This window comes from Paraflavitalea speifideaquila (assembly GCF_032395985.1).
GTDB lineage: Bacteria > Bacteroidota > Bacteroidia > Chitinophagales > Chitinophagaceae > Paraflavitalea > Paraflavitalea speifideaquila.
On record NZ_CP135920.1, the window covers coordinates 865,595 to 884,059 of the forward strand.

At 47.7% G+C, this 18,465-nt stretch carries 26 protein-coding genes, 1 tRNA gene and 2 pseudogenes; 21 read left to right on the forward strand and 8 right to left on the reverse strand.

Annotated elements, in window-relative coordinates:
- The first annotated feature begins 88 nt into the window (after positions 1–88).
- Entirely contained in the window at positions 89–268 is a 180-nt protein-coding gene (locus RS881_RS06165; protein WP_315820270.1) for a hypothetical protein, read from the forward strand.
- 1 nt (position 269) lies between these two features.
- On the opposite strand, the gene RS881_RS06170 is transcribed toward RS881_RS06165, so the two are convergent.
- The 4 genes and pseudogenes from RS881_RS06170 to RS881_RS06190 form a co-directional block, all read right to left on the reverse strand.
- Complete coding sequence (locus tag RS881_RS06170; protein WP_315820271.1) at positions 270–635, reverse strand: cobalamin B12-binding domain-containing protein; 366 nt, start codon at positions 633–635, stop codon at positions 270–272.
- Between the two features lie 145 nt (positions 636–780).
- Entirely contained in the window at positions 781–1,134 is a 354-nt protein-coding gene (locus RS881_RS06175) for a four helix bundle protein (protein WP_315820272.1), read from the reverse strand.
- A gap of 60 nt (positions 1,135–1,194) precedes the next feature.
- A pseudogene (locus RS881_RS06185) lies at positions 1,195–2,048 on the reverse strand (glutamate--tRNA ligase).
- Positions 1,961–2,659 carry a glutamate--tRNA ligase gene (locus RS881_RS06190; RefSeq protein ID WP_315820274.1) on the reverse strand — a complete coding sequence of 233 codons (699 nt, stop codon included), beginning with the start codon at positions 2,657–2,659 and terminating at the stop codon, positions 1,961–1,963. Before RS881_RS06190 ends, RS881_RS06185 begins: the two are co-directional and overlap by 88 nt.
- A 182-nt stretch (positions 2,660–2,841) precedes the next feature.
- On the opposite strand from RS881_RS06190, the gene RS881_RS06195 reads away from it, so the two are divergent.
- From RS881_RS06195 to RS881_RS06205, 3 genes are all read left to right on the forward strand, one after another.
- Complete coding sequence (locus tag RS881_RS06195) at positions 2,842–3,765, forward strand: ARPP-1 family domain-containing protein (protein ID WP_315820275.1); 924 nt, start codon at positions 2,842–2,844, stop codon at positions 3,763–3,765.
- 117 nt (positions 3,766–3,882) lie between these two features.
- The gene (locus tag RS881_RS06200) at positions 3,883–4,242 is read left to right on the forward strand and encodes a polysaccharide deacetylase family protein (protein WP_315820276.1); all 360 of its coding nucleotides are present in this window, start codon (positions 3,883–3,885) and stop codon (positions 4,240–4,242) included.
- Between the two features lie 56 nt (positions 4,243–4,298).
- Positions 4,299–4,502 (forward strand): polysaccharide deacetylase family protein, encoded by a 204-nt coding sequence (locus RS881_RS06205; RefSeq protein WP_315820277.1) that lies wholly within the window; start codon positions 4,299–4,301, stop codon positions 4,500–4,502.
- Between the two features lie 150 nt (positions 4,503–4,652).
- On the opposite strand, the gene RS881_RS06210 is transcribed toward RS881_RS06205, so the two are convergent.
- Genes RS881_RS06210 through RS881_RS06220 form a run of 3 tightly spaced genes read right to left on the reverse strand, consistent with a single transcriptional unit; the run spans position 4,653 to position 5,367 of the window.
- Positions 4,653–4,895, reverse strand: coding sequence for a hypothetical protein (locus tag RS881_RS06210; RefSeq protein ID WP_315820278.1), 243 nt, complete (start codon positions 4,893–4,895; stop codon positions 4,653–4,655).
- Positions 4,859–5,155 (reverse strand): hypothetical protein, encoded by a 297-nt coding sequence (locus RS881_RS06215; protein WP_315820279.1) that lies wholly within the window; start codon positions 5,153–5,155, stop codon positions 4,859–4,861. The genes RS881_RS06210 and RS881_RS06215 overlap by 37 nt, the downstream gene beginning before the upstream one ends.
- Complete coding sequence (locus RS881_RS06220) at positions 5,152–5,367, reverse strand: hypothetical protein (RefSeq protein ID WP_315820280.1); 216 nt, start codon at positions 5,365–5,367, stop codon at positions 5,152–5,154. The genes RS881_RS06215 and RS881_RS06220 overlap by 4 nt, the downstream gene beginning before the upstream one ends.
- Before the next feature lie 430 nt (positions 5,368–5,797).
- Between RS881_RS06220 and RS881_RS06225 the strand changes: the two genes are divergently transcribed.
- The 8 genes from RS881_RS06225 to RS881_RS06260 all read left to right on the forward strand — a co-directional run bounded on the left by RS881_RS06225 (position 5,798) and on the right by RS881_RS06260 (position 9,855).
- Positions 5,798–6,328: a TatD family hydrolase gene (locus RS881_RS06225; protein ID WP_315820281.1), complete on the forward strand. Its 531-nt coding sequence runs from the start codon at positions 5,798–5,800 to the stop codon at positions 6,326–6,328.
- A complete protein-coding gene (locus RS881_RS06230; protein WP_315820282.1) occupies positions 6,253–6,459 on the forward strand; it encodes a TatD family hydrolase in 207 nt (68 codons plus the stop codon). The genes RS881_RS06225 and RS881_RS06230 overlap by 76 nt, the downstream gene beginning before the upstream one ends.
- Position 6,460: 1 nt before the next feature.
- Positions 6,461–6,547 (forward strand) — tRNA-Ser (locus RS881_RS06235).
- A gap of 1,025 nt (positions 6,548–7,572) precedes the next feature.
- Complete coding sequence (locus RS881_RS06240; RefSeq protein WP_315820283.1) at positions 7,573–7,818, forward strand: nuclear transport factor 2 family protein; 246 nt, start codon at positions 7,573–7,575, stop codon at positions 7,816–7,818.
- Between the two features lie 22 nt (positions 7,819–7,840).
- On the forward strand, positions 7,841–8,044 hold the full coding sequence (locus RS881_RS06245; protein WP_315820284.1) for a nuclear transport factor 2 family protein: 204 nt from the start codon (positions 7,841–7,843) through the stop codon (positions 8,042–8,044).
- Between the two features lie 208 nt (positions 8,045–8,252).
- The gene (locus RS881_RS06250; protein ID WP_315820285.1) at positions 8,253–8,639 is read left to right on the forward strand and encodes a TlpA family protein disulfide reductase; all 387 of its coding nucleotides are present in this window, start codon (positions 8,253–8,255) and stop codon (positions 8,637–8,639) included.
- On the forward strand, positions 8,636–8,848 hold the full coding sequence (locus RS881_RS06255; protein WP_315820286.1) for a hypothetical protein: 213 nt from the start codon (positions 8,636–8,638) through the stop codon (positions 8,846–8,848). The genes RS881_RS06250 and RS881_RS06255 overlap by 4 nt, the downstream gene beginning before the upstream one ends.
- Before the next feature lie 44 nt (positions 8,849–8,892).
- On the forward strand, positions 8,893–9,855 hold the full coding sequence (locus tag RS881_RS06260) for a hypothetical protein (protein ID WP_315824374.1): 963 nt from the start codon (positions 8,893–8,895) through the stop codon (positions 9,853–9,855).
- A 123-nt stretch (positions 9,856–9,978) separates the two neighbouring features.
- Here the strand turns inward: RS881_RS06260 and RS881_RS06265 are convergent, their stop codons facing one another.
- Positions 9,979–10,191: a hypothetical protein gene (locus tag RS881_RS06265; protein ID WP_315820287.1), complete on the reverse strand. Its 213-nt coding sequence runs from the start codon at positions 10,189–10,191 to the stop codon at positions 9,979–9,981.
- A 99-nt stretch (positions 10,192–10,290) separates the two neighbouring features.
- Between RS881_RS06265 and agmC the strand changes: the two genes are divergently transcribed.
- The 9 genes and pseudogenes from agmC to RS881_RS06310 all read left to right on the forward strand — a co-directional run bounded on the left by agmC (position 10,291) and on the right by RS881_RS06310 (position 18,465).
- Positions 10,291–12,168 carry an adventurous gliding motility protein AgmC gene (agmC, locus tag RS881_RS06270; protein ID WP_315820288.1) on the forward strand — a complete coding sequence of 626 codons (1,878 nt, stop codon included), beginning with the start codon at positions 10,291–10,293 and terminating at the stop codon, positions 12,166–12,168.
- An 8-nt stretch (positions 12,169–12,176) separates the two neighbouring features.
- Positions 12,177–12,422: a T9SS type A sorting domain-containing protein gene (locus tag RS881_RS06275; RefSeq protein ID WP_315820289.1), complete on the forward strand. Its 246-nt coding sequence runs from the start codon at positions 12,177–12,179 to the stop codon at positions 12,420–12,422.
- 427 nt (positions 12,423–12,849) lie between these two features.
- Complete coding sequence (locus RS881_RS06280; RefSeq protein WP_315820290.1) at positions 12,850–13,224, forward strand: hypothetical protein; 375 nt, start codon at positions 12,850–12,852, stop codon at positions 13,222–13,224.
- A gap of 44 nt (positions 13,225–13,268) precedes the next feature.
- A complete protein-coding gene (locus RS881_RS06285) occupies positions 13,269–14,162 on the forward strand; it encodes a Kelch repeat-containing protein (RefSeq protein WP_315820291.1) in 894 nt (297 codons plus the stop codon).
- Positions 14,144–14,599: a galactose oxidase-like domain-containing protein gene (locus tag RS881_RS06290; RefSeq protein WP_315820292.1), complete on the forward strand. Its 456-nt coding sequence runs from the start codon at positions 14,144–14,146 to the stop codon at positions 14,597–14,599. Before RS881_RS06285 ends, RS881_RS06290 begins: the two co-directional genes overlap by 19 nt.
- On the forward strand, positions 14,539–15,036 hold the full coding sequence (locus RS881_RS06295; RefSeq protein ID WP_315820293.1) for a CFI-box extended C-terminal domain-containing protein: 498 nt from the start codon (positions 14,539–14,541) through the stop codon (positions 15,034–15,036). Before RS881_RS06290 ends, RS881_RS06295 begins: the two co-directional genes overlap by 61 nt.
- 1 nt (position 15,037) lies before the next feature.
- Positions 15,038–16,327: a hypothetical protein gene (locus tag RS881_RS06300; RefSeq protein ID WP_315820294.1), complete on the forward strand. Its 1,290-nt coding sequence runs from the start codon at positions 15,038–15,040 to the stop codon at positions 16,325–16,327.
- Positions 16,328–16,389: 62 nt separating this feature from the next.
- Positions 16,390–18,055: pseudogene (locus tag RS881_RS06305) on the forward strand (DUF6603 domain-containing protein).
- A complete protein-coding gene (locus tag RS881_RS06310) occupies positions 18,052–18,465 on the forward strand; it encodes a hypothetical protein (RefSeq protein WP_315820295.1) in 414 nt (137 codons plus the stop codon). Before RS881_RS06305 ends, RS881_RS06310 begins: the two are co-directional and overlap by 4 nt.

Genomic DNA, 18,465 nt, shown 5'->3' on the forward strand with positions numbered 1-18,465 from the left:
TCCAAATCTAAGGAATGTCTTCTATATGCGCTGTCAACCGGTTCTCTAATTTCCCTTTTCCGTATTTGTCCCAAAGGGTGACTGCAATATGGCAATCCTGGTCCCCGATAGGAAGTTCAACTATGCTTTTGACTATAAGTGTGAAACGATGAGCCTGTATCAAAATCCAAAGCTCACCATGATCTGGAAAGGGCCTTTAAAAATAGAATTGAACAGCAACCGGGAAAAAGCGCCGGCATTTAAAAAGCCGGTTCGACAGGTAGAGTAGGTTAGAAGCTCCTGTGCTCCTTTACCCAGTTGGTAATATAACTGGCAATATCATTGGTGGAAGTGCCTGGCGCAAAGAGTTTGCCTACACCCATGCCATTTAATTCCTGCATATCATCTTCCGGAATGATGCCGCCGCCGGTAAGCAATACATCATCCATGCCTTTGTCCTTCATCAGTTGGATCACTTTGGGGAAAATGGTCATGTGGGCGCCGGAAAGGATGCTGATGCCAATAGCGTCAACGTCTTCCTGCAGGGCAGCATTGACGACCATTTCGGGTGTTTGCCGCAAGCCCGTATAGATCACTTCCATCCCTGCATCGCGCAAGGCTGTGGCAATTACTTTTGCCCCGGTCGTGCCCGTCAAGGCCTACTTTCGCCACCAATACGCGTACAGGTCGGTTTAATTTATCATTCATATAGCTTGTTTTAGAGCTATGAGCTGTGAGCTTCGAGCTGCGAGCCCTGAGCATTTGCTTAGGTGGACTAGCTAGCAAGTTGCAACAAGTCGTTTATTTTTTTAACTTACTAAGGAAGCTCATTAGCATTTTTTGCTCTTCATCTATTTGCTGAAGCAATTCGTTAGTTAGGTTGCTGTCCCCAAAATTGGCTGCTTTTGCAATCAGCAATTGGGTTTCTAATTCAAAACTAGATCCAAGGGAAATTTCAACAAAACGGCTGTAATCTTTTCCACTGTTCCGGCTACTACCTTCTGCAATGTTGGAAGGGATTGACACCGCTGCCCTGGTTACCTGCGAACACAAGCCAAACTTTTCTTCTTTAGGAAAAGTACTTGTTAATTTAAAAGTAAGCACAGCAATATCAAAACCCTTCTGCCAGATCTTTAGATCCTTAAAGTTTCTCATAAGCATTGGATTTAGCAATGGATTTGCATTAGCTCGTAGCTCGCAGCTCGTGGCTCGTAGCTACGAGAGCTGGCTCAGTGCCATCTTGATCCGCTTCAATGTTTCTTCTTTCCCAATCAGTTCAGCAATATCAAATACGCCCGGACCGAATTTACCACCCACCAGCATGATGCGCAAGGGCAGTAATACTTCTCCGGGTTTTATATTCTTTGCGTAGCCAGTGCTTTGAAAGAGGCTTCCAGGTCGGCGGCCTTCCAGCTGCTGGCAGCCTGCAGCTCATCGATCACTGCATCAAAGAATGCTTTCTTATCTGCATTCCATTTGGGCTTTACTGCCTCCAGGTCCAGTTGGACAGGTGTTTCAAACAAGAACTTCGATTGCTCATAAAAGTCGGTTAGCAACGTACAACGGTCCTTTACAAGGGTCATGACCCTGGTGAGGTAATTGTCATCGGAAATGATCAGTCCTTTTTCTGCCAGGTATGCCTTTACAGTCGACTGGTAGTGTTCAACCGGCAGTTTCTTGATCCATTCGTGGTTGAACCATTTGGCTTTCTCATAATCAAACTTGGCGCCACCCTTATGTACCCGGTCCATCGAAAACTTGGCGATCAACTCTTCCAGCGTAAAGAGTTCCTGGGCTGTACCATCATTCCATCCCAGCATCGCCAGCAGGTTGTCGAAGGCTTCGGGCAAAAAGCCCAGTTCCCGGAAACCTTTGGTTTGTTCATTGTTCTTAGGATCTATCCAGTTCATGGCAAATACCGGGAAACCCAGGCGGTCGCCATCACGTTTGCTTAATTTACCATTGCCATCGGGTTTCAGGATCAAAGGCAGGTGCGCCCACTGGGGCATGTCTTTTCCCAGCCCAGGTATTTCCACAACAGTACATGCACTGGCGCACTGGGCAGCCATTCTTCGCCCCGGAAAGCGTGTGTGATCTTCATCAGGTAATCATCTACTACCACCGCGAGGTGATAGGTAGGCATACCATCTGCTTTCAAGAGTACTTTATCATCTACCAGGCTGGTATTAAAACTTACTTCACCCCTGATCATATCGTTAAAGCTCACCGTTTCATTTTCCGGCATCCGGATGCGGATCACATGCGGTATGCCATCTTCCAGCAAGGTTTCAGTTTCTTCCAGCGTAAGAGAGCAGGAGTTACGCATTTGCAGGCGTACCGTACGATCATATTGTGGCGAGGGATTCTCGGCAGTTTTGAACCTTTCGCGCATAGACTCCAGTTCTTCGGGCCGGTCAAATGCATAATAAGCATGACCAGTTTGTACCAGGCGTTCCGCATACTGGCGGTACATGGCCTTGCGTTCACTTTGGCGGTAGGGGCCATAATCACCACCCACATGCGGACCTTCATCGGGTTCCAGGCCGCACCACTTCAAGCAATTAATAATGTATTCTTCAGCGCCGGGTACAAAACGCGTTTGGTCTGTGTCTTCAATACGCAGCACAAAATCGCCCCCTTGTTGGCGGGCAAACAGGTAATTGTATAAAACTGTGCGCACACCACCCAGGTGCAGGCCACCTGTAGGACTGGGTGCAAAACGAACACGTACTTTTTTTTGCCATAGGGGGCAAAGATAAGGAGTCGCAAGTAGAAGGGATAAGGTTGGTGACGTTGGGAAAAGTACTATTTTAGATCATCGGTCGTTATTATTATATACCCAAGCTGTTCTTCCTGCTACTGTTGTGCTGCGTTGTAAAACGTACACAGGCGCAGCTTACCTACCAAAACCTGGAGGTGGACTATGACAGTACCTGGGAGCACAAAAACCTCAAAATAATACCCATCCGTCCCAAGGGTGGCGGAGCCGGCAATCCCTTTGCCTTTCCCCAACAACAAGGCAGGCCCATCATTTCTCTCAGCCAGGCATTGAAACTGGGGTATGTAAAAATAAGTGAGCGGGGAAGCGCCTCTACCGAAAATGTTCATTATTTAAGGATCAACAACAGCTCGGATACCGCCGTATTCATTGCTTCGGGCGAGATCATTACCGGTGGCCGGCAGGACCGCATGGTTACGAGAGACACAGTACTGGCGCCCAATGGGAGGGATCAATACATTGATGTGATGTGTGTGGAAGAAGGCCGCTGGAGTGATAAGGAGAAAAAGTTTGGCTATTATGGATACGCCAATCCCGCTTTGCGTAAGGTGCTCGATCAGTCCAGGAATCAGGTATTGGTATGGAAAGAGATCTTTGGTCAGTTGGAAGGCAGTGCCATCAAATCGCCCACCCTGGCCTATACCGCCAGGAAGCAGGATAAGAAATACATGCTGCAGGAAACGGAATACTTCCGCTATTTTTATGACAAGATCTTACAGGATAGCAGCATAACGGGCTTTGTATGCGTAAGTGGCGATAAGGTGATCGGGATGGATGTATTTGCCGGCAATAACCTGTTTCAGGAAGAGCTGGAGCCTTTGTTAAGAGGCTATATAGAAGCGGCTATTGAACAAGGAAGCCCTGTAACGATCAAGGACCCCGCTGTTAAAACCTACCTCGACAAGATACTGACCAGCGAACGGGACCAGGAAGTATACCTGAAAAAGCATGGTAAGATTTTCAGGTACGAGCAGAAGGTATACCATATAACCGGGTATGCCGAATAATTTCTGCTACCTTTACGCTGAAGCCAGGTGGTAAACGGGGAGTCGCGGGTAAATGCCTCCAACCACTGGCACTTACCACTAACCACTCGCCATTATGTTCTATTTTGTAAAAACTCCATGGCTGCTCAAAAGCTGTACCCTGGTTGTACCTGGCATATACCCACCCGGGAAAAGATCATTTACCTCACTTTCGACGACGGACCGCACCCCATGGCTACCCCTTTTGTGCTGGATACCTTACAGCAATTTCAGGCCAAAGCCACCTTCTTTTGTATCGGTAAAAATGTGGTGGAATACCCGGCTATTTACCGCCGGATCTTAGACGAAGGACATCGTACGGGCAACCACACCCACAATCACTTCAATGGATGGAAAGTAAAGAACGATCAATATATCAATAACATCCTTGAAGCTGCGAAATATATAGACTCAACCTGTTCCGGCCACCTTACGGCCGGATTACCCAATTTCAAGTAAAAATACTGTCTGGCACAGCGGCGTATAAAGGTTCCAACCAAGCCCTTAAAGTGATTATGTGGGATGTGTTAAGTGGAGATTTTGATAAGGCCCTTTCTGCTGAAAATTGCTCACTCAATGTGATCAATAAAACAAAACCGGGTAGCATAATTGTATTTCACGATAGCGAAAAAGCTTTTCCGCGTATGCAAAAAGCATTACCAGATATGCTGCATTATTTTAGTGAAAAAGGATTCCGGTTTGAGGCTATTCAGTTGTAAAAAAATAATACTGTAAGACTGAAAATTTGTCGTGTATTAGATTCCCAAAATTGGAGAAGGGTCCCTAAAAATTTGGGCCTGGGTAGACACCCTGGCCCGTTTTTAATCCGTACCCTATGAAAACTGACTTAAAGGTAGAATAATTTTTGATTAAACCAAAGATATTTCGAATATCACCCCATTCACCGTAAGGGTAGCTTTCCGGTCACATTGTCCGGTTCCGTAATCCAGCACCCCGATGGGGGTATTATTGCGACTGATGGTAATGGTACCCTGGCTGATCCACCAGCAGGTCAGTTTTTTGATCAGTGGGCTGGTTATGGCCGCCGTCCATTGATAGGTTTTGTCGCCCCTTTTCAGCGTGCCGCTGGCCTGGCCGGTAATACTGAACACATCATCCGTGAAATCCAGCAGGGTTGCCATGCCCCGGTCTGCGTAATCGTCTTGTTACTGCTCCAGGTACTGAAATTACCGTTGGGCTTGGTTAGCTTGGCATTGGTCACCTCCACCGTGAAGCTCCGCTTGTCTTGTGTGCTGGTATTCGTCACTTTATGCGTGCCTTCTACCTGGATCGAGTCGAGGTAAAAGCCTTCAAATGTGGTGGTGGCGCTGTTGCCGGGTAATAATAGCCTGCCGGAATAAACGATCGTCATCTTTCCTTTGCGTATTCTGCCGTCAGCGCCCGTACAGCCGGCGCCAAAATCAATGACCACCTGCAGGGGAAGGCATTGGTTCCATTCAACTTAGTTGCGGTAACAGTGAAACAGGTAGGGCCTTCTACACCATTTTCTTTGCCATTGATGGGCCGGCCTGCCCTGGCAAAAACACCCGTACCGCCGATAGCTACTTCACTATTGACACCCAATACATTATTGAGTACATCATCAAATACCGCATCCGACTCTGCATCGGCCCGGGTACTATTTGTGGCAAAATCCTGTTGTTCGGCCTGGATCTGCGATGAATCGTCTTTACTATCCTTTTACAGGCCGTAAAAGAACAGCCGCCATAAAAGCGGTGACAAAGAGAGATTGGGAGAGCTTGCTCAGTGTTTTCATAAAAGGGATTTGTGATAAGTATTTAACGTCGTGAGACGGGAAGATGGGGTGATAGTTTAAATATTCTTCAATTATTTTTGCCGTTCAGAAACCTGTGATTATGCAAATAGTTGATACTCATTGCCATTTATATAGTGAGCCGTTTTCCGGTGATATTGATGCCGTCATTGGCCGGGCGGTAGCAGAGGGGTAGAGCGCTTTTACCTGCCTGCCATTGATAGTGAAACCCATGAGGCCATGCTGGCCCTGGAAACCCGGTTTCCAGGTCAATGTATAGCTATGATGGGTCTGCACCCCGTTTCCGTGAAAGAAAATTACCAGGAAGAGCTGGCCATTATTGCCGGCTGGCTGGGCAAAAGACCTTTTGCCGCCGTAGGGGAGATTGGCCTGGATTATTATTGGGACCGGGCTTTCGACCAGCAGCAGGTAGCGGCTTTTCATCAGCAAATAGAATGGGCTTTGCAATACAAACTGCCCATTGTGATCCATTCCCGCGAGTCAATGGACGATTGTATAGGCATTGTACGGGAGCACCAGAATGGTGCATTGAATGGCATTTTCCATTGTTTTACTGGCACGGCTGCTCAGGCGCAGCAAATTATTGATGCGGGGTTTTACCTCGGTATTGGCGGTGTATTGACCTATAAAAATCTACGCTGCCCGGGGCCCTCAAAGATATTCCGCTGGAGGCCATGGTACTGGAAACCGATGCGCCTTACCTGCCGCCGGTGCCTTTCAGGGGTAAAAGGAATGAAAGCAGCTATTTAAAGTATGTATGGGAGAAGCTGGCGGAGGTAAAAGGAGTATCCAAAGAAGAGGTCGCAAAAATTACTACCGCCAATGCCCAAAAATATTCGGTTGATAGGGTGTTAAACTGTATTTTTGCCACCCATTTTTAAAGGAGACGTGTCCGAGTGGTTGAAGGAGCACGCCTGGAAAGTGTGTATACTCGAAAGGGTATCGAGAGTTCGAATCTCTCCGTCTCCGCCTCTGCCCGCCGTAGCATAAGCCTAGGCGGGTTTTTTATTTATTACCTCTCTGTTTACCCCGATTAATCAAATCGGGTTGAAAATTTGGAAATCAATTCAAAGAACTGTGGCCGATTTTTTTGCTGCAGGATCAAACCTATACCTGGTAATCAAACCCAAACCTTGGGCGCCATTGATCATTTTCGAAGTTTAAAAATTGCATGCTCTTTACCAGCCCCTGCCCGGGAGCGGGTTAACAGGTTCGCGCTTCCTGTTATACCCAGGCGAAATCCCCTTTAGCAGTAACTGATAGCACAAATCTACAGCAGTCTCCACTCCTGTTTTTCAAAAATAGGTCGGTCTCCCGGAAACCTGGGACGAACGCCTGATGTCTTGGGACGAACAGCATTTTTTCCCCGAAAACACTTTCCTATTTGGGACGGCCCGAGGAAACACCTGGGACGAACAGTGAACGTCCAGGGACGAACAACACAAAAACCTTGTTTGTCCTCTTTGCTTCCCCGGATCTTCCTCAATGCCTCCTCTTTGGCTCCTCGGGCCCCGAGGAAGCAATGAGGACCCAAAGAGGAGGATGTGTGGACCTATCGAGGTACCATTGAGGACAACCACTGAAAAATGCAGCCGAATGGAAGAGCTTAATTTCAGAAAATCAAACTATCTGTTAAAATTCCTGGCAAGGATTACCTGATTTTAGCAAATTTTTGTAAACTCGAAGCCTGTGTTTTCTGGCGTAGTTCAGGCAAGGCAAGCAACTATTTCGTTGATGATAATTTTAAAACTTATGGCTCTATTTTCAACATCAGGTGGTCGGGTTGCAGCAGACAAATAAGGTAAAACCTGACCTCTACAGATCTGTCAATACATCAGAAAAGAAGTCGCCCGTGATTTGTGAAGTTGAGCCACCGCTTCGCAAATGAGTAAGCTTGCCTCTTCATCAATACCCCTACTATGAAAGTAGCATCTGTTCAATAGCATATAGTAACCGTTAACCATTATCTTGTGTTGTAAAACACGATCCATAATATGGAAGCTATTATGCCCAATCAACAGGACATCGACGCGATCAAACAAGTGGTAGCAGATGCACAACGATACCAGAGTGATGCTGAAAGGTTCCCGGCACTGCTTACACCTGATGTTAACCTCATCAATTTTGTAGGTCTCCGGGTTGTCGGCAGGGATACAATTGCTGGCATGATACAAGCTGCTCTTCAAACCGCCCTTTCTGCATTGTTACCCAACACAAATTACTGGAAATTCTTATGCTAAGGCAAGACGTTGCCCTCGTAAGTTGTATCAAACACGTATTCCTGAAAAAGAAGACCGGCTGGAAGAAACAGCCCAGGCCAGTCTCACCTTTGTAATGCTTAAACAAGAGGGAAAATGGCTGATCGCCTCCGTGCAAAATACGCCCATTCAGCAGCAGGCTATTGACAATATCAAGGCATCAAACATCCAGTTTGCCGGGCAACATTTTAATAATACCAGTCAGTAGATTGGGGAAAAAACTGACTTAACATTTGTTGATAGAATTAAACTCCCAAGTCTTATATTTGAGGAGAGCGACAACCAAAAATTTATTACATGCGCTTTATCCGATTGCTATTCGTTTTGCCCCTGTTTATCCTGCTTTGTTGCAAACCCAAAGCGGCCAAGGTGGCGGTAACGCTGAACCAGGAGAAAACAGATCTTGAAAAATAGTATTGACCGATCTGGAAGGCCGATCCATCGACCTGGCACAATACAAAGGCAAAACACTATTCCTTAATTTCTGGGCCACCTGGTGCAAACCCTGCTTGCGGGAAATACCTTCCATCCAACAAGCGCAACAAATATTGCAAAACGAGCCCGTAGCGTTTTTATTTGCTTCGGATGAAACCCTGGAGCAAATCAAAGAATTTAAATCGGATGGTAATGATGCTTTCAACTATGTAAGGGTTGAAAATGCCGCCGAATTAAATATCATGAGTTTGCCCACGACCTTTATCTATAACCCAGCCGGTAAATTGATATATTCCGAAATGGGCTTCCGGAAATGGGATGAACAAAAACAAATCGATCTAATACGAACCATTACTACTTCCAAATGATCAAACTACTTACCCCCGCCATCCTGTGTGGTATATTGGCCTCCTGTGCTGGTACCAGCGATACCAAAGACAAAATAACTGGCCCCGTTGACCCCGAAGCATTTGCTTCGCCTGCGGCAGATTCCTGCGCCGAACCATTCCTATTCACTGATAAAAATGGACAAGTGCTGCTTTCCTGGGTGGAGAAAAAGGAACCCAAAGCACACTGAAGTTCTCGACCCTCGAAAATAATAAATGGACCCCTCCAGTCAATATTAGTACCGGCAATAACTGGTTTGTGAACTGGGCCGATTACCCGATCGTTGTAGCCGATGGCAACAACAACCTGGTGGCTCACTTCCTGGAGAAAAGCGCTCCGAATACTTTTACCTACGATATAAAAATGGTTACTTCTTCCGATAAAGGCCAGTCCTGGAGCAATGCCCAATTACTACACCAGGATGGTAAAAAGGCCGAGCATGGTTTTGTATCCATTGTACCCTATGGCGAAAAATATTTTGTTTCCTGGCTCGATGGAAGGAATACTGCTAAAGAAGGAGCACACGGCGGACATGAAGGCCATCACGGCGAAATGACCATCCGGGCGGCCATCCTGGGCAAGAGCGGTAAAAAAGAAAATGAATGGGAACTGGACAGCCGCGTATGCGATTGCTGTCAAACCAGTGCAGCCATTACTGCCAATGGTCCTGTTGTGGTATACAGAGACCGGTCGAACGACGAAATAAGAGATATGTCCATTGTTCGTTATGAAAAGGGTGCCTGGACTTCACCCATACCCATTCATTCCGACAACTGGAAAATAGAAGGTTGCCCGGTGAATGGGCCACGAATAGATGCTATCGGCAACAACCTGGCCATTGCCTGGTTTTCGATGCCTGCACAACAGGCACAGGTGAATGTGGTTTTCTCTGCTGATGGTGGCGCTACGTTCAGTAAGCCAGTTCGTATAGATGAAGGCAAGACGATTGGCCGTGTGGATCTGTTGATGATCAATGATACAACTGCCTTCGTTAGCTGGATGGAAGGTCCTGCTATTAAAGCCGTAAAAGTATATGCCAACGGTACAAAAGATACTTCCGTTATCATTGCCTCCTCTTCCGAATCCCGCTCAGGCGGCTTTCCGCAAATGACCCGCTCAGGAAATAATATTCTTTTGCCTGGACCGATAACAAAGAAAAAACAATCAAACTGGCCAGTATTGCCCGCTGATGAGTAATACGGCCATTGATTTTCACCGGTGCTGAAAATGATCAGGATTACTATCTGTTGATGGCCTCCTTGTTGTCGATGGTAACAATTGGATCATTATCCTGACGCGTATTGCCAGGGGGAATGGTTTTTAGTACCTCGCAAAGAAAATCATCCGGTACAAAAATACGATCACACAAAAAGCTGAATCATTAAAGTATTCTACCAGGCTGGCTCCCTTCCGTACAAATACACTACTGCCCTTTTGTAATTCAAAGCAACCTTGCGCCATATGCCAGATGCGACGTCCATCCATAACATACACAATAGTATGAGCGGTGAAGCCATTTAAATTGCCAAACATTCTTTCATACGATCAGCAGGAGAATTAAAACCAGCTGTCTTGTCATGCATTCTTAATAATCAAGCGTATCATTGCGCCCCCTAACATAAACTGTAGCTTATGATTTTACGTTACTCAATATTTACTTTATTTATTTTATTTTGTTTTAATGTACCTGTCCAGGCCCGGCAGGATGTTTTTGGCAATGGTACTGGCCGTAATGGTGCTTCAACCATTATGGGCTCCACCGGCGTCGTCAACATTTATGCAATAGTGACAGCACCTGTAGCACCGGGAGATCTTACTATTACTTTTGGTTCGTCTACAGTGCCGGGAGCAATTGCAGCCGGCGATCTGCTGATGATATGGCAGGCTACGGGCTTTGTGCCAGCGCCTGCGGTGGGTTCCCAGGCGGCCATTAACCTTTCCAGTGATCCTGTTGGGCGTTGGGAGTTTGCCCGTGTGGCTTCGGTAGCCGGCAGTACCATCACTTTCACGGCAGCTTGCACAAACAGCTATGCTGCCAACGTTACCCAGATAATTCAGGTGCCGGAGTATACCAATCTTACCATTCCTGCCGCACAGGGTATAGTCGCCATGCCCTGGGATGGCGTCAGAGGTGGCATTGTTGTTTTGCTTGCATCGGGAACTATAGATCTGAATGGTTCTATCAATGCCTCGGGAAGAGGAAACAGGGCCGGAGTGTATGTGGATGATCTGACTGGTAATATGGGATCCACTGGTCTTAATGAAGCAGCGCCCTCCGGTGCACAAAAAGGAGAGGGCATTGTGGCCAACTGGTATGGTGCTACATTTACAGGCAGAGGCAATATGGCCAATGGTGCTGGCGGTGGTGTGGCCCTTAATTCGGGCGGTGGCGGCGGCGGCAACAAAGGAGCTGGCGGCAAAGGTGGCAGAACACATTCGTCGGATGGGTCAAGAGGGATGGGTGGCCTGGGTGGTGTTTCCCTGCTCTATTCTCCGCTGGATCATTTGTTGATGGGCGGGGGCGGTGCCGCTGGCCATGGCGATAATAATGCGGGTTCGTCTGGCGGTGCAGGAGGTGGCGTAGTGTTCATTCGCTGCAATCAAATGACAGGTACAGGAAGTCTCCTGGCCAATGGCGCCCTTGGAGGGACCTCGTCGGATGATGGCGCCGGCGGCGGCGGTGCAGGAGGCACCGTTTACCTGCGTGCCACAGGTAATGTAAATTTTGGCAATTTACAGGCTACCGGTGGAAACGGCGGATCACCCGGCAGCCCCGAACATGGCCCCGGCGGCGGCGGCGGTGGTGGCGCTGTTTTAATACAGGCTTGTAATATTGGTGGTAGTCGGGCAGTAAATGGGGCGCAGTCAGGTACACAGTCCAATGCATTTGCGCCCGATGGAATCGCGTATGGAGCTATCGCAGGAGCAGCTGGTTCAATTACCGTTATTCCGGGTTGTATGACCATTCCTGCGACGCCCAACATTGTTACACCTGCAGCAGGCGGTGTAGTCAAGAACCTGACAAACATCTCTGGTACCGGCCCGGCCAATACCTCTATAGCGCTTTATTTAAATAATACGTTGCTGAATACGGTGACCTCCGATGCGGCAGGCAATTTTACGTATAACCATCCGGGTACCATGGCCGATGGGGTACATACATTGAAAGTATATGCTATTGCACAAGCCCTGTACAGTTCACCGGTTACTGTATCTTTCAATACTTTGGCTACGCTTCCCGTTCAACTGCTATCCTTTAAGGCGGTTAGAACAAATAATGGTGTTGCCCTGAACTGGACCACGGGTGAAGAAAGCAATAGCCATAGTTTTTCATTGGAGCGTAGCAATGATGGGCGTTCATTTACGGCATTGGGTAATGTGCCTGCTGCCGGTTTTGCTGCAACACCCACAACCTATGCTTATACCGATGCGCATTCTGCACCCGGCATCAACTATTACCGCTTAAAAGCATCGATCTCGATGGCCGCTTTACCTACAGCAACATCCTGATTATTCGTTTGAATAGGGCGCAGTCCTTCGAGATATTCCCCAACCCGGTAGCAGATGTGCTGAATGTTCAGCTGCAGACCAAGGCCGGACGGCTGGTGATACAGGTGGTGGATGCAAACGGAAAAGTGGTGCTGAAAAAGGAGCTGGTAACTGATGGCGCTACCTTATCAACCTTTATCAATGTACAATCTCTGCAACCGGGTGTATATTATATACAGGCTAATGAAGAGAAACGGAAATTCATCAAACTTTAAACAAGTAACTTATTCAATAATGACCGGCCTGCAAAGCATTGAATTTGCAGGCCTTTTTGCATCATGCCTGTGCCCTCGGCGGAAATAATACTGGAAACGGTTACCCTGCACAATAGTTTTCCCCATATTTCGTAATTCATCAAAAACTTTATTATCTTAGTTATACGACTTACTGTTCTCTCCCACTTTATACTCTATAGAAAATCAGGCCCTCGTTTAGTTAGCACTGTCATTTAGTAGGCACCATTCTATCAGTATGCACTGGTAAGCATATCCCTGCCACGCAAGCCATCATACATGGGTTCGCTGTTAAAAACTGTACCTGTTCCATCAATGTCTATGCATTGAGAGAGATGGCTGTTGTATGCTCCTCATTCATTGAAAGCTTTGCTTTTTATAAACTGGTTTGATCTCATATACCTGATATATGCCAAGTTCGCAACCTTTAGGAAAATGGTTTGGACCCTACAAAACACCGGGCAACTCACACACAGCAGGCGATAACCTGGGCGTTTTTGTGATCCATGCCGTCATGCTTCATACGGGAAAAGTTTTGTGGTGGTCAGGCCATGCCGAAACCATTCACTATATAGCAGAAGCCGTGATGTGGGACCCACTGGCAGCTACTGTTCCTGACCCTACCCCCAATGCCGAAACCGTTCATGGCAGTACTACCATGCCCGATATTTCCAATGCCACCATCATTACCTTTCCCGGAGTAGATATTTTCTGCTGCCACCATGTCCATGCTGCCGACGGCAAAGTGATCACCATGGGCGGTGCAGGTGCCGGCCCCATATAGGAGATGGAACAGGCCAGCACGGACGGGGCATCAGGGATATCAATATGTTCGATCCGGACAATCCAGGAGCTGGATTTGTGAAGCTGGGCGATATGACCGAAGCAAGGTGGTACCCCACAGCGGTGTTCATGGAAGATGAAAATATACTGGTGTTCTCCGGAAGGAAAGATGTGTTGTCGGGTGCCTACATTGCCGAGTCGGTAGAAATGCTAACGGCAGGCAACTATGGTACGGCAAGAACAGTGGCGATGGATGGCGTACACAAGGCCCAGGCGGCGGCATTCGCAACGTATCCCGGTATGCACCTGGTAAAAGGAAGTGACGTATTTCATACAGGCACCAACTGGCGGTATGAAAGCACAGCCCAGCCTACTGCACTTAATGGCGTACCAACAGTTTCCTATATGGTCACGGCCAATGCTGCTGCAGGTGTAAGAGCCAATTGCCTCGCCTACCTGCGCCCGCCAGGACCTCCAGACGTATTCCTTGAACCCCACGTTAAGTTCAGGGAAGAAGGAACCTCCATCTTACTGTCGCCCGCTCAGGATGGCAATATATTATTACTGGGCGGCGCCAAAATGCCGGCCAATGGACATACTGATCCACCGAGAGTCGCCGGCTTTCGGGCGGCTCATCCCCTGGTGGCCGGTTCCAATCCCAAAAGCGCCGAGCTACTGGATACCAAAGTGTTGCCTTATGCCTGGACAACACTGCCCGAGATGAACAAAGACCGTATCAATGTAAGTGCGGTAAACCTGGTCAATGGAAAAGTGCTGGTATTGGGCGGACATGATTTTTACAAATGGTGCCCTGCTTCGACAATGGCCCTTGAATGCGATATATTCGATCCGGTAGCCAGAACATTTACGCCCGTTGCTTCCTTGCACGACCCCGGATATACCATTCAGCCGCCTTACTATTGCCCGATGGTAGCGTGATCGTGGCCGGTGGCGTAAACCCCAATAGAGATGAAGATTCCGTGACTTTTCCAGGCATGGCCGAAAACCAAAAGAACTTTGAGATCTATAAACCTTCCTATCTATTTCTTTCGGGACCAAGACCAACGATCACTTCCGTTAAAAATGAAAGAAATGTGGCCAATGAGATTTGTTATGGCCGTCCCTTCTTTGTTGAAACACCCCAGGTCAATGATATTGTTAAGGTCGTGCTCATCCGCCCCGGCGCCATGACCCATCATACCGATACTGAACAAAGACATATACCCTTTGTAAAAGAGATTGATTTTACCGTAGAGAATGGCAAGCTAAGAGTGAACATGATCAGCGATCGCAGTGTGGCGCCCCCGGTATGTACATGCTGTTCATCATCGATAATTTTGAAGAAGGCCGCCCTTGTGAGCGCGCCAAATTTGTAAAGCTCGTTTCCAATCTTGCCTCCATTACAGGTACTTCCAGCCGGTCCTGCATCATCGCTACCGTTTGTTTTGACACACCCGATCATCCCAAGGTGCAGCTTTTAAAAGCTATCCGTGATGTAGATATGGCCGCTACCCGGTTTGGTCAACACTTTGTTTACTACCTCAACAAAGGATATTACAGTTTCAGTCCCGCTGTGGCTGGTTACCTCAGCAGGCATACCCTGCCACGCAACCTGGCGCGGGTATTGGTTATACGACCCATCATATTGTACATGCAGGCTGTTAAGAAAATAACTGCGGGCTTATCCTCAGCCTCCTTAAAGAGTTTGAGCCTTATCATCGCCTTTATGCTGTTGCTGCTAGGTGTAACTGCTGCAGCGGCCTGGTTGATCAGCTGGTGTTATCATTTATTCATTTACCAACTAAATCAATAACATGCCCGCCAGAGGAACGATAGAACTCATCGGTATTGAATTGGGCAATGTGCTCAAGCCACTGGAGCAGCGCCTCCAATCGGGCCAGGTATTGGTGTTGATGTCCGAATTGGGATTACAATTTCCACCCACCCTGCTCAATAATGTAGCCCTAAGCAATGCCTTTGTACAAACCGGTAATGAGGCCGGCCAGCTGGCCCCCAAAATTACAGCCCTTATAGCAGCCATAGAGGCCGATAATACCGGCGATATATTGAGCAAGTCGGCCGACCTGCTCACCAGCGTCATTAACATCATTACCAACATCAAAACCATTGCCGATGAGTTGGGAGCCATTGGCGGTATTGGTACCATCCCACCCGCTGAAGTAGCTGCCTTTGCACAAAAGCTTCCCGAAAACCTTTTTGGATTCCTGGTCATCCGTTATTGTGAAACTCGTTTCCCGATTGTAGGTTCCCTCTTTGAATTTATGGGCCTGTTCGATAAAGAAGAGATAGCTGCCGATCCCGTCAACCTGGCCAAACCAGCTTATACAAAACGAGTCGTTCGGTTTGATCGTTTCCCCAAACTCTTTACCAAACCACAGGAACTATTTACAGAGATATATAAATGGGGCGCCAATGATTTTGATGGCAAGCAATTTATTCCCCGCATTCACTCCGTATTGAAAGCCTTCGCCATACCCGTCACTTTACAAAGAGCCAGTGAAGGAGAAATTGGACCAGCCCTTCGCTTTGGTATCTTCCGGCTAAGGCCTACCAATATCACCAACCCACCTGGACTGGAAGCACTGATCTTTGGCGAAGTAGCCAGTGCGCTCAGTTTCACCGTTCCTTTATGGAACCCTGCCTGGAAATTTGGGATTGACCTGGCAGGCAGCCTGGCAGCAGGAACCGGTATCAGGATAGTCCCTCCTCATAACGTAAGTATTATTCCGCCTTCCGGTTCAGTAAGCGGTTCAGCCGCTTTCAAACTGATCGGCAAGCCCGTCAATCCACCACGTCCCTTTATCTTGTTGGGACAAGCAGGTGGCAGCCGTGTGGAAATAGGAGAGGTAAGTAATGGCGTTACCGTTTCTTTTAATTGGGATAGCGGGGCCAATGCGGCCAAAGGCGCCATTGGTTTTGAATCGTCCCTGAAGAATGGTAAGATCATTATCGACTCTTCAAAAGGCGATGGCCTCATCAAAAAATATTATCCGGCATCAAAGCCGAAGCCGATTTCGATATTCTCGTCGGTGTATCCTCCGACAAAGGATTTTATTTCCAGGGTAGCAGTGCCCTGGAAATAAAACTACCCATCCACGTAGATATTGGCCCCATTGCGTTGGAAGGGTTGACCCTTACTTTGAAAATGGAGCAAGGGAAATTTCCCATCAGCCTGGGCACCGATATCAAAGCCTCGCTGGGTCCCCTGGTTGCTGTGGTACAAAATATGGGTGTTACTGCCACTTTTTCCTTCCCGCCCAACAACAGTGGCAATATGGGGCCCATGCAAGTGGATTTTGGATTCAAGCCACCCAATGGCGTGGGCCTGTCCATCGATACAGGCGTTATCAAAGGCGGTGGTTTCCTCTACCTTGATTTTGATAAAGGCGAATACTTTGGATCACTCGAACTGGAATTCCAGAGCCTGTTCAGCCTCAAAGCGGTGGGCATTATCAATACCAAAATGCCCGATGGCAGCCAGGGCTTCTCCCTGCTGATCATCATTACTGCCGAATTTACACCCATACAACTGGGCTTTGGTTTTACCCTCAATGGAGTAGGTGGGTTATTGGGATTGAACCGAACTACTAAGGTTGATGTTTTGCGCGAGGGTATTAAAACCAATGCCATCAAGAGCATCCTGTTTCCCGAAGATGTGGTGGCCAATATCAACCGCATTGTAAGTGATATCAAACAGGTATTTCCCCCTTACCCCGATCATTTTATTATTGGCCCCATGGCTAAGGTGGGATGGGGTACCCCTTCTCTCATTACCCTTGAGCTGGGACTACTCATCGAAATTCCCGTTCCCCGGATCATCATACTGGGTGTTATCAAAGCAGTACTACCTACTGAAGAGGCAGCCTTGCTGCGCCTGCAGGTAAACTTCCTGGGCATCATAGATTTTGAAAACAAATACATTTCTTTCGATGCCAGCTTGTACGATTCCCGCTTACTCGTATTCACCCTTACCGGCGATATGGCCTTCCGTTTATCGTGGGGCGATCAGCCGGTATTTATATTAAGTGTGGGTGGTTTCCACCCCGCCTTCCATGAAGCGCCGCAGGACCTGCAGAACATGCGCAGGCTGACCATTAGCTTATTAAGTGGCGACAATCCACGTATCTCCATTCAATGCTATTTTGCTGTTACCAGCAATACCGTTCAGTTGGGCGCCAAAGCCGGTGTATGCCGAAGCCTGTGGCTTCAATGTATATGGCTACCTGGGCTTTGATGTGCTTTTCCAATTCGATCCTTTCCATTTTATCGCTGCCGTATATGCCGGCCTGGCCCTGCGCCGCGGTACTTCCGTTATTATGGGCATCCGCCTCTCAGGCGAACTGTCGGGCCCAAGGCCATGGGATGTGAAAGGAGAAGCCAGCTTTACCATTCTCTTCTTTGATATTACCGTCAGCTTCCACGAAACCTGGGGCGATGACCCTGATGATACCGGTAAAGAAAAAGTTGATATCATTCAGTTACTTACCAATGAGGTGAATGACAACCGTAACTGGAAAGCCGATATACCCGATAACAACAACCTGCATGTTTCCATCAAGGAGATCAAGGATACCGGCGATAAGCTCGTTATTCATCCTTTTGGGGTACTTACCTTCAGCGAAAGACTGGTACCGCTTGAACTGGACATCAATAAGTTTGGCAACAAACTACCCAAGGATGCCAAACGCTTTGAAATAAAAACCACCGATGCCAGCCTTAAAACAGTAGAAGTAAAAGAGCAATTTGCGCCGGCCAATTTTATAGAACTGAAGGACAATGAGAAACTGGCCCGACCCTCTTTGAATCCATGAAGAGTGGATTTAAGATCACCGGCTCCTCGGCTGTACAAACCCCTGTAGCGGTTAGCAAAAGCGTGGATTATGAACTGACCTATTTGAGAAAGAAACGCGTGTTGGTATTTGCCGGTATTTATAAATATGCCAAGGGCCTCTTCAAGGCCAATACCAAAGGTGGCGCTGTGGCCAAATCTACTTTGTCCAATGCCAACAATAAACTCTCTTCCAATGCTCCGGAAGCCGTGAGTATGACAACCGAACAATTTGCAGTGGCCGGTAAGAGCGATATGAAACTATATGGCAAAGACATGGTAGCTGGTAGTTATACCGAAGCCGTGCAACTGTACAATAAGTTGGTGAAGGACAATCCGGCGCTGAAAGATGAAGTGCAGGTTGTATCACATTATGAATTAAACCCAAACTAA

What these genes read in the sequence shown, in the direction of transcription:
- RS881_RS06165 (WP_315820270.1), top strand. Translation starts at nt 89, where the DNA reads ATGGCAATCCTGGTCCCCGATAGGAAGTTCAACTATGCTTTTGACTAT.
- RS881_RS06175 (WP_315820272.1), bottom strand. Translation starts at nt 1,134, where the DNA reads ATGAGAAACTTTAAGGATCTAAAGATCTGGCAGAAGGGTTTTGATATT.
- RS881_RS06200 (WP_315820276.1), top strand. Translation starts at nt 3,883, where the DNA reads ATGGCTGCTCAAAAGCTGTACCCTGGTTGTACCTGGCATATACCCACC.
- RS881_RS06205 (WP_315820277.1), top strand. Translation starts at nt 4,299, where the DNA reads ATGTGGGATGTGTTAAGTGGAGATTTTGATAAGGCCCTTTCTGCTGAA.
- RS881_RS06215 (WP_315820279.1), bottom strand. Translation starts at nt 5,155, where the DNA reads ATGACGATCGTTTATTCCGGCAGGCTATTATTACCCGGCAACAGCGCC.
- RS881_RS06225 (WP_315820281.1), top strand. Translation starts at nt 5,798, where the DNA reads ATGCTGGCCCTGGAAACCCGGTTTCCAGGTCAATGTATAGCTATGATG.
- RS881_RS06230 (WP_315820282.1), top strand. Translation starts at nt 6,253, where the DNA reads ATGGTACTGGAAACCGATGCGCCTTACCTGCCGCCGGTGCCTTTCAGG.
- RS881_RS06240 (WP_315820283.1), top strand. Translation starts at nt 7,573, where the DNA reads ATGGAAGCTATTATGCCCAATCAACAGGACATCGACGCGATCAAACAA.
- RS881_RS06255 (WP_315820286.1), top strand. Translation starts at nt 8,636, where the DNA reads ATGATCAAACTACTTACCCCCGCCATCCTGTGTGGTATATTGGCCTCC.
- RS881_RS06265 (WP_315820287.1), bottom strand. Translation starts at nt 10,191, where the DNA reads ATGTTTGGCAATTTAAATGGCTTCACCGCTCATACTATTGTGTATGTT.
- agmC (WP_315820288.1), top strand. Translation starts at nt 10,291, where the DNA reads ATGATTTTACGTTACTCAATATTTACTTTATTTATTTTATTTTGTTTT.
- RS881_RS06280 (WP_315820290.1), top strand. Translation starts at nt 12,850, where the DNA reads ATGCCAAGTTCGCAACCTTTAGGAAAATGGTTTGGACCCTACAAAACA.
- RS881_RS06285 (WP_315820291.1), top strand. Translation starts at nt 13,269, where the DNA reads ATGTTCGATCCGGACAATCCAGGAGCTGGATTTGTGAAGCTGGGCGAT.
- RS881_RS06295 (WP_315820293.1), top strand. Translation starts at nt 14,539, where the DNA reads ATGCTGTTCATCATCGATAATTTTGAAGAAGGCCGCCCTTGTGAGCGC.
- RS881_RS06300 (WP_315820294.1), top strand. Translation starts at nt 15,038, where the DNA reads ATGCCCGCCAGAGGAACGATAGAACTCATCGGTATTGAATTGGGCAAT.
- RS881_RS06310 (WP_315820295.1), top strand. Translation starts at nt 18,052, where the DNA reads ATGAAGAGTGGATTTAAGATCACCGGCTCCTCGGCTGTACAAACCCCT.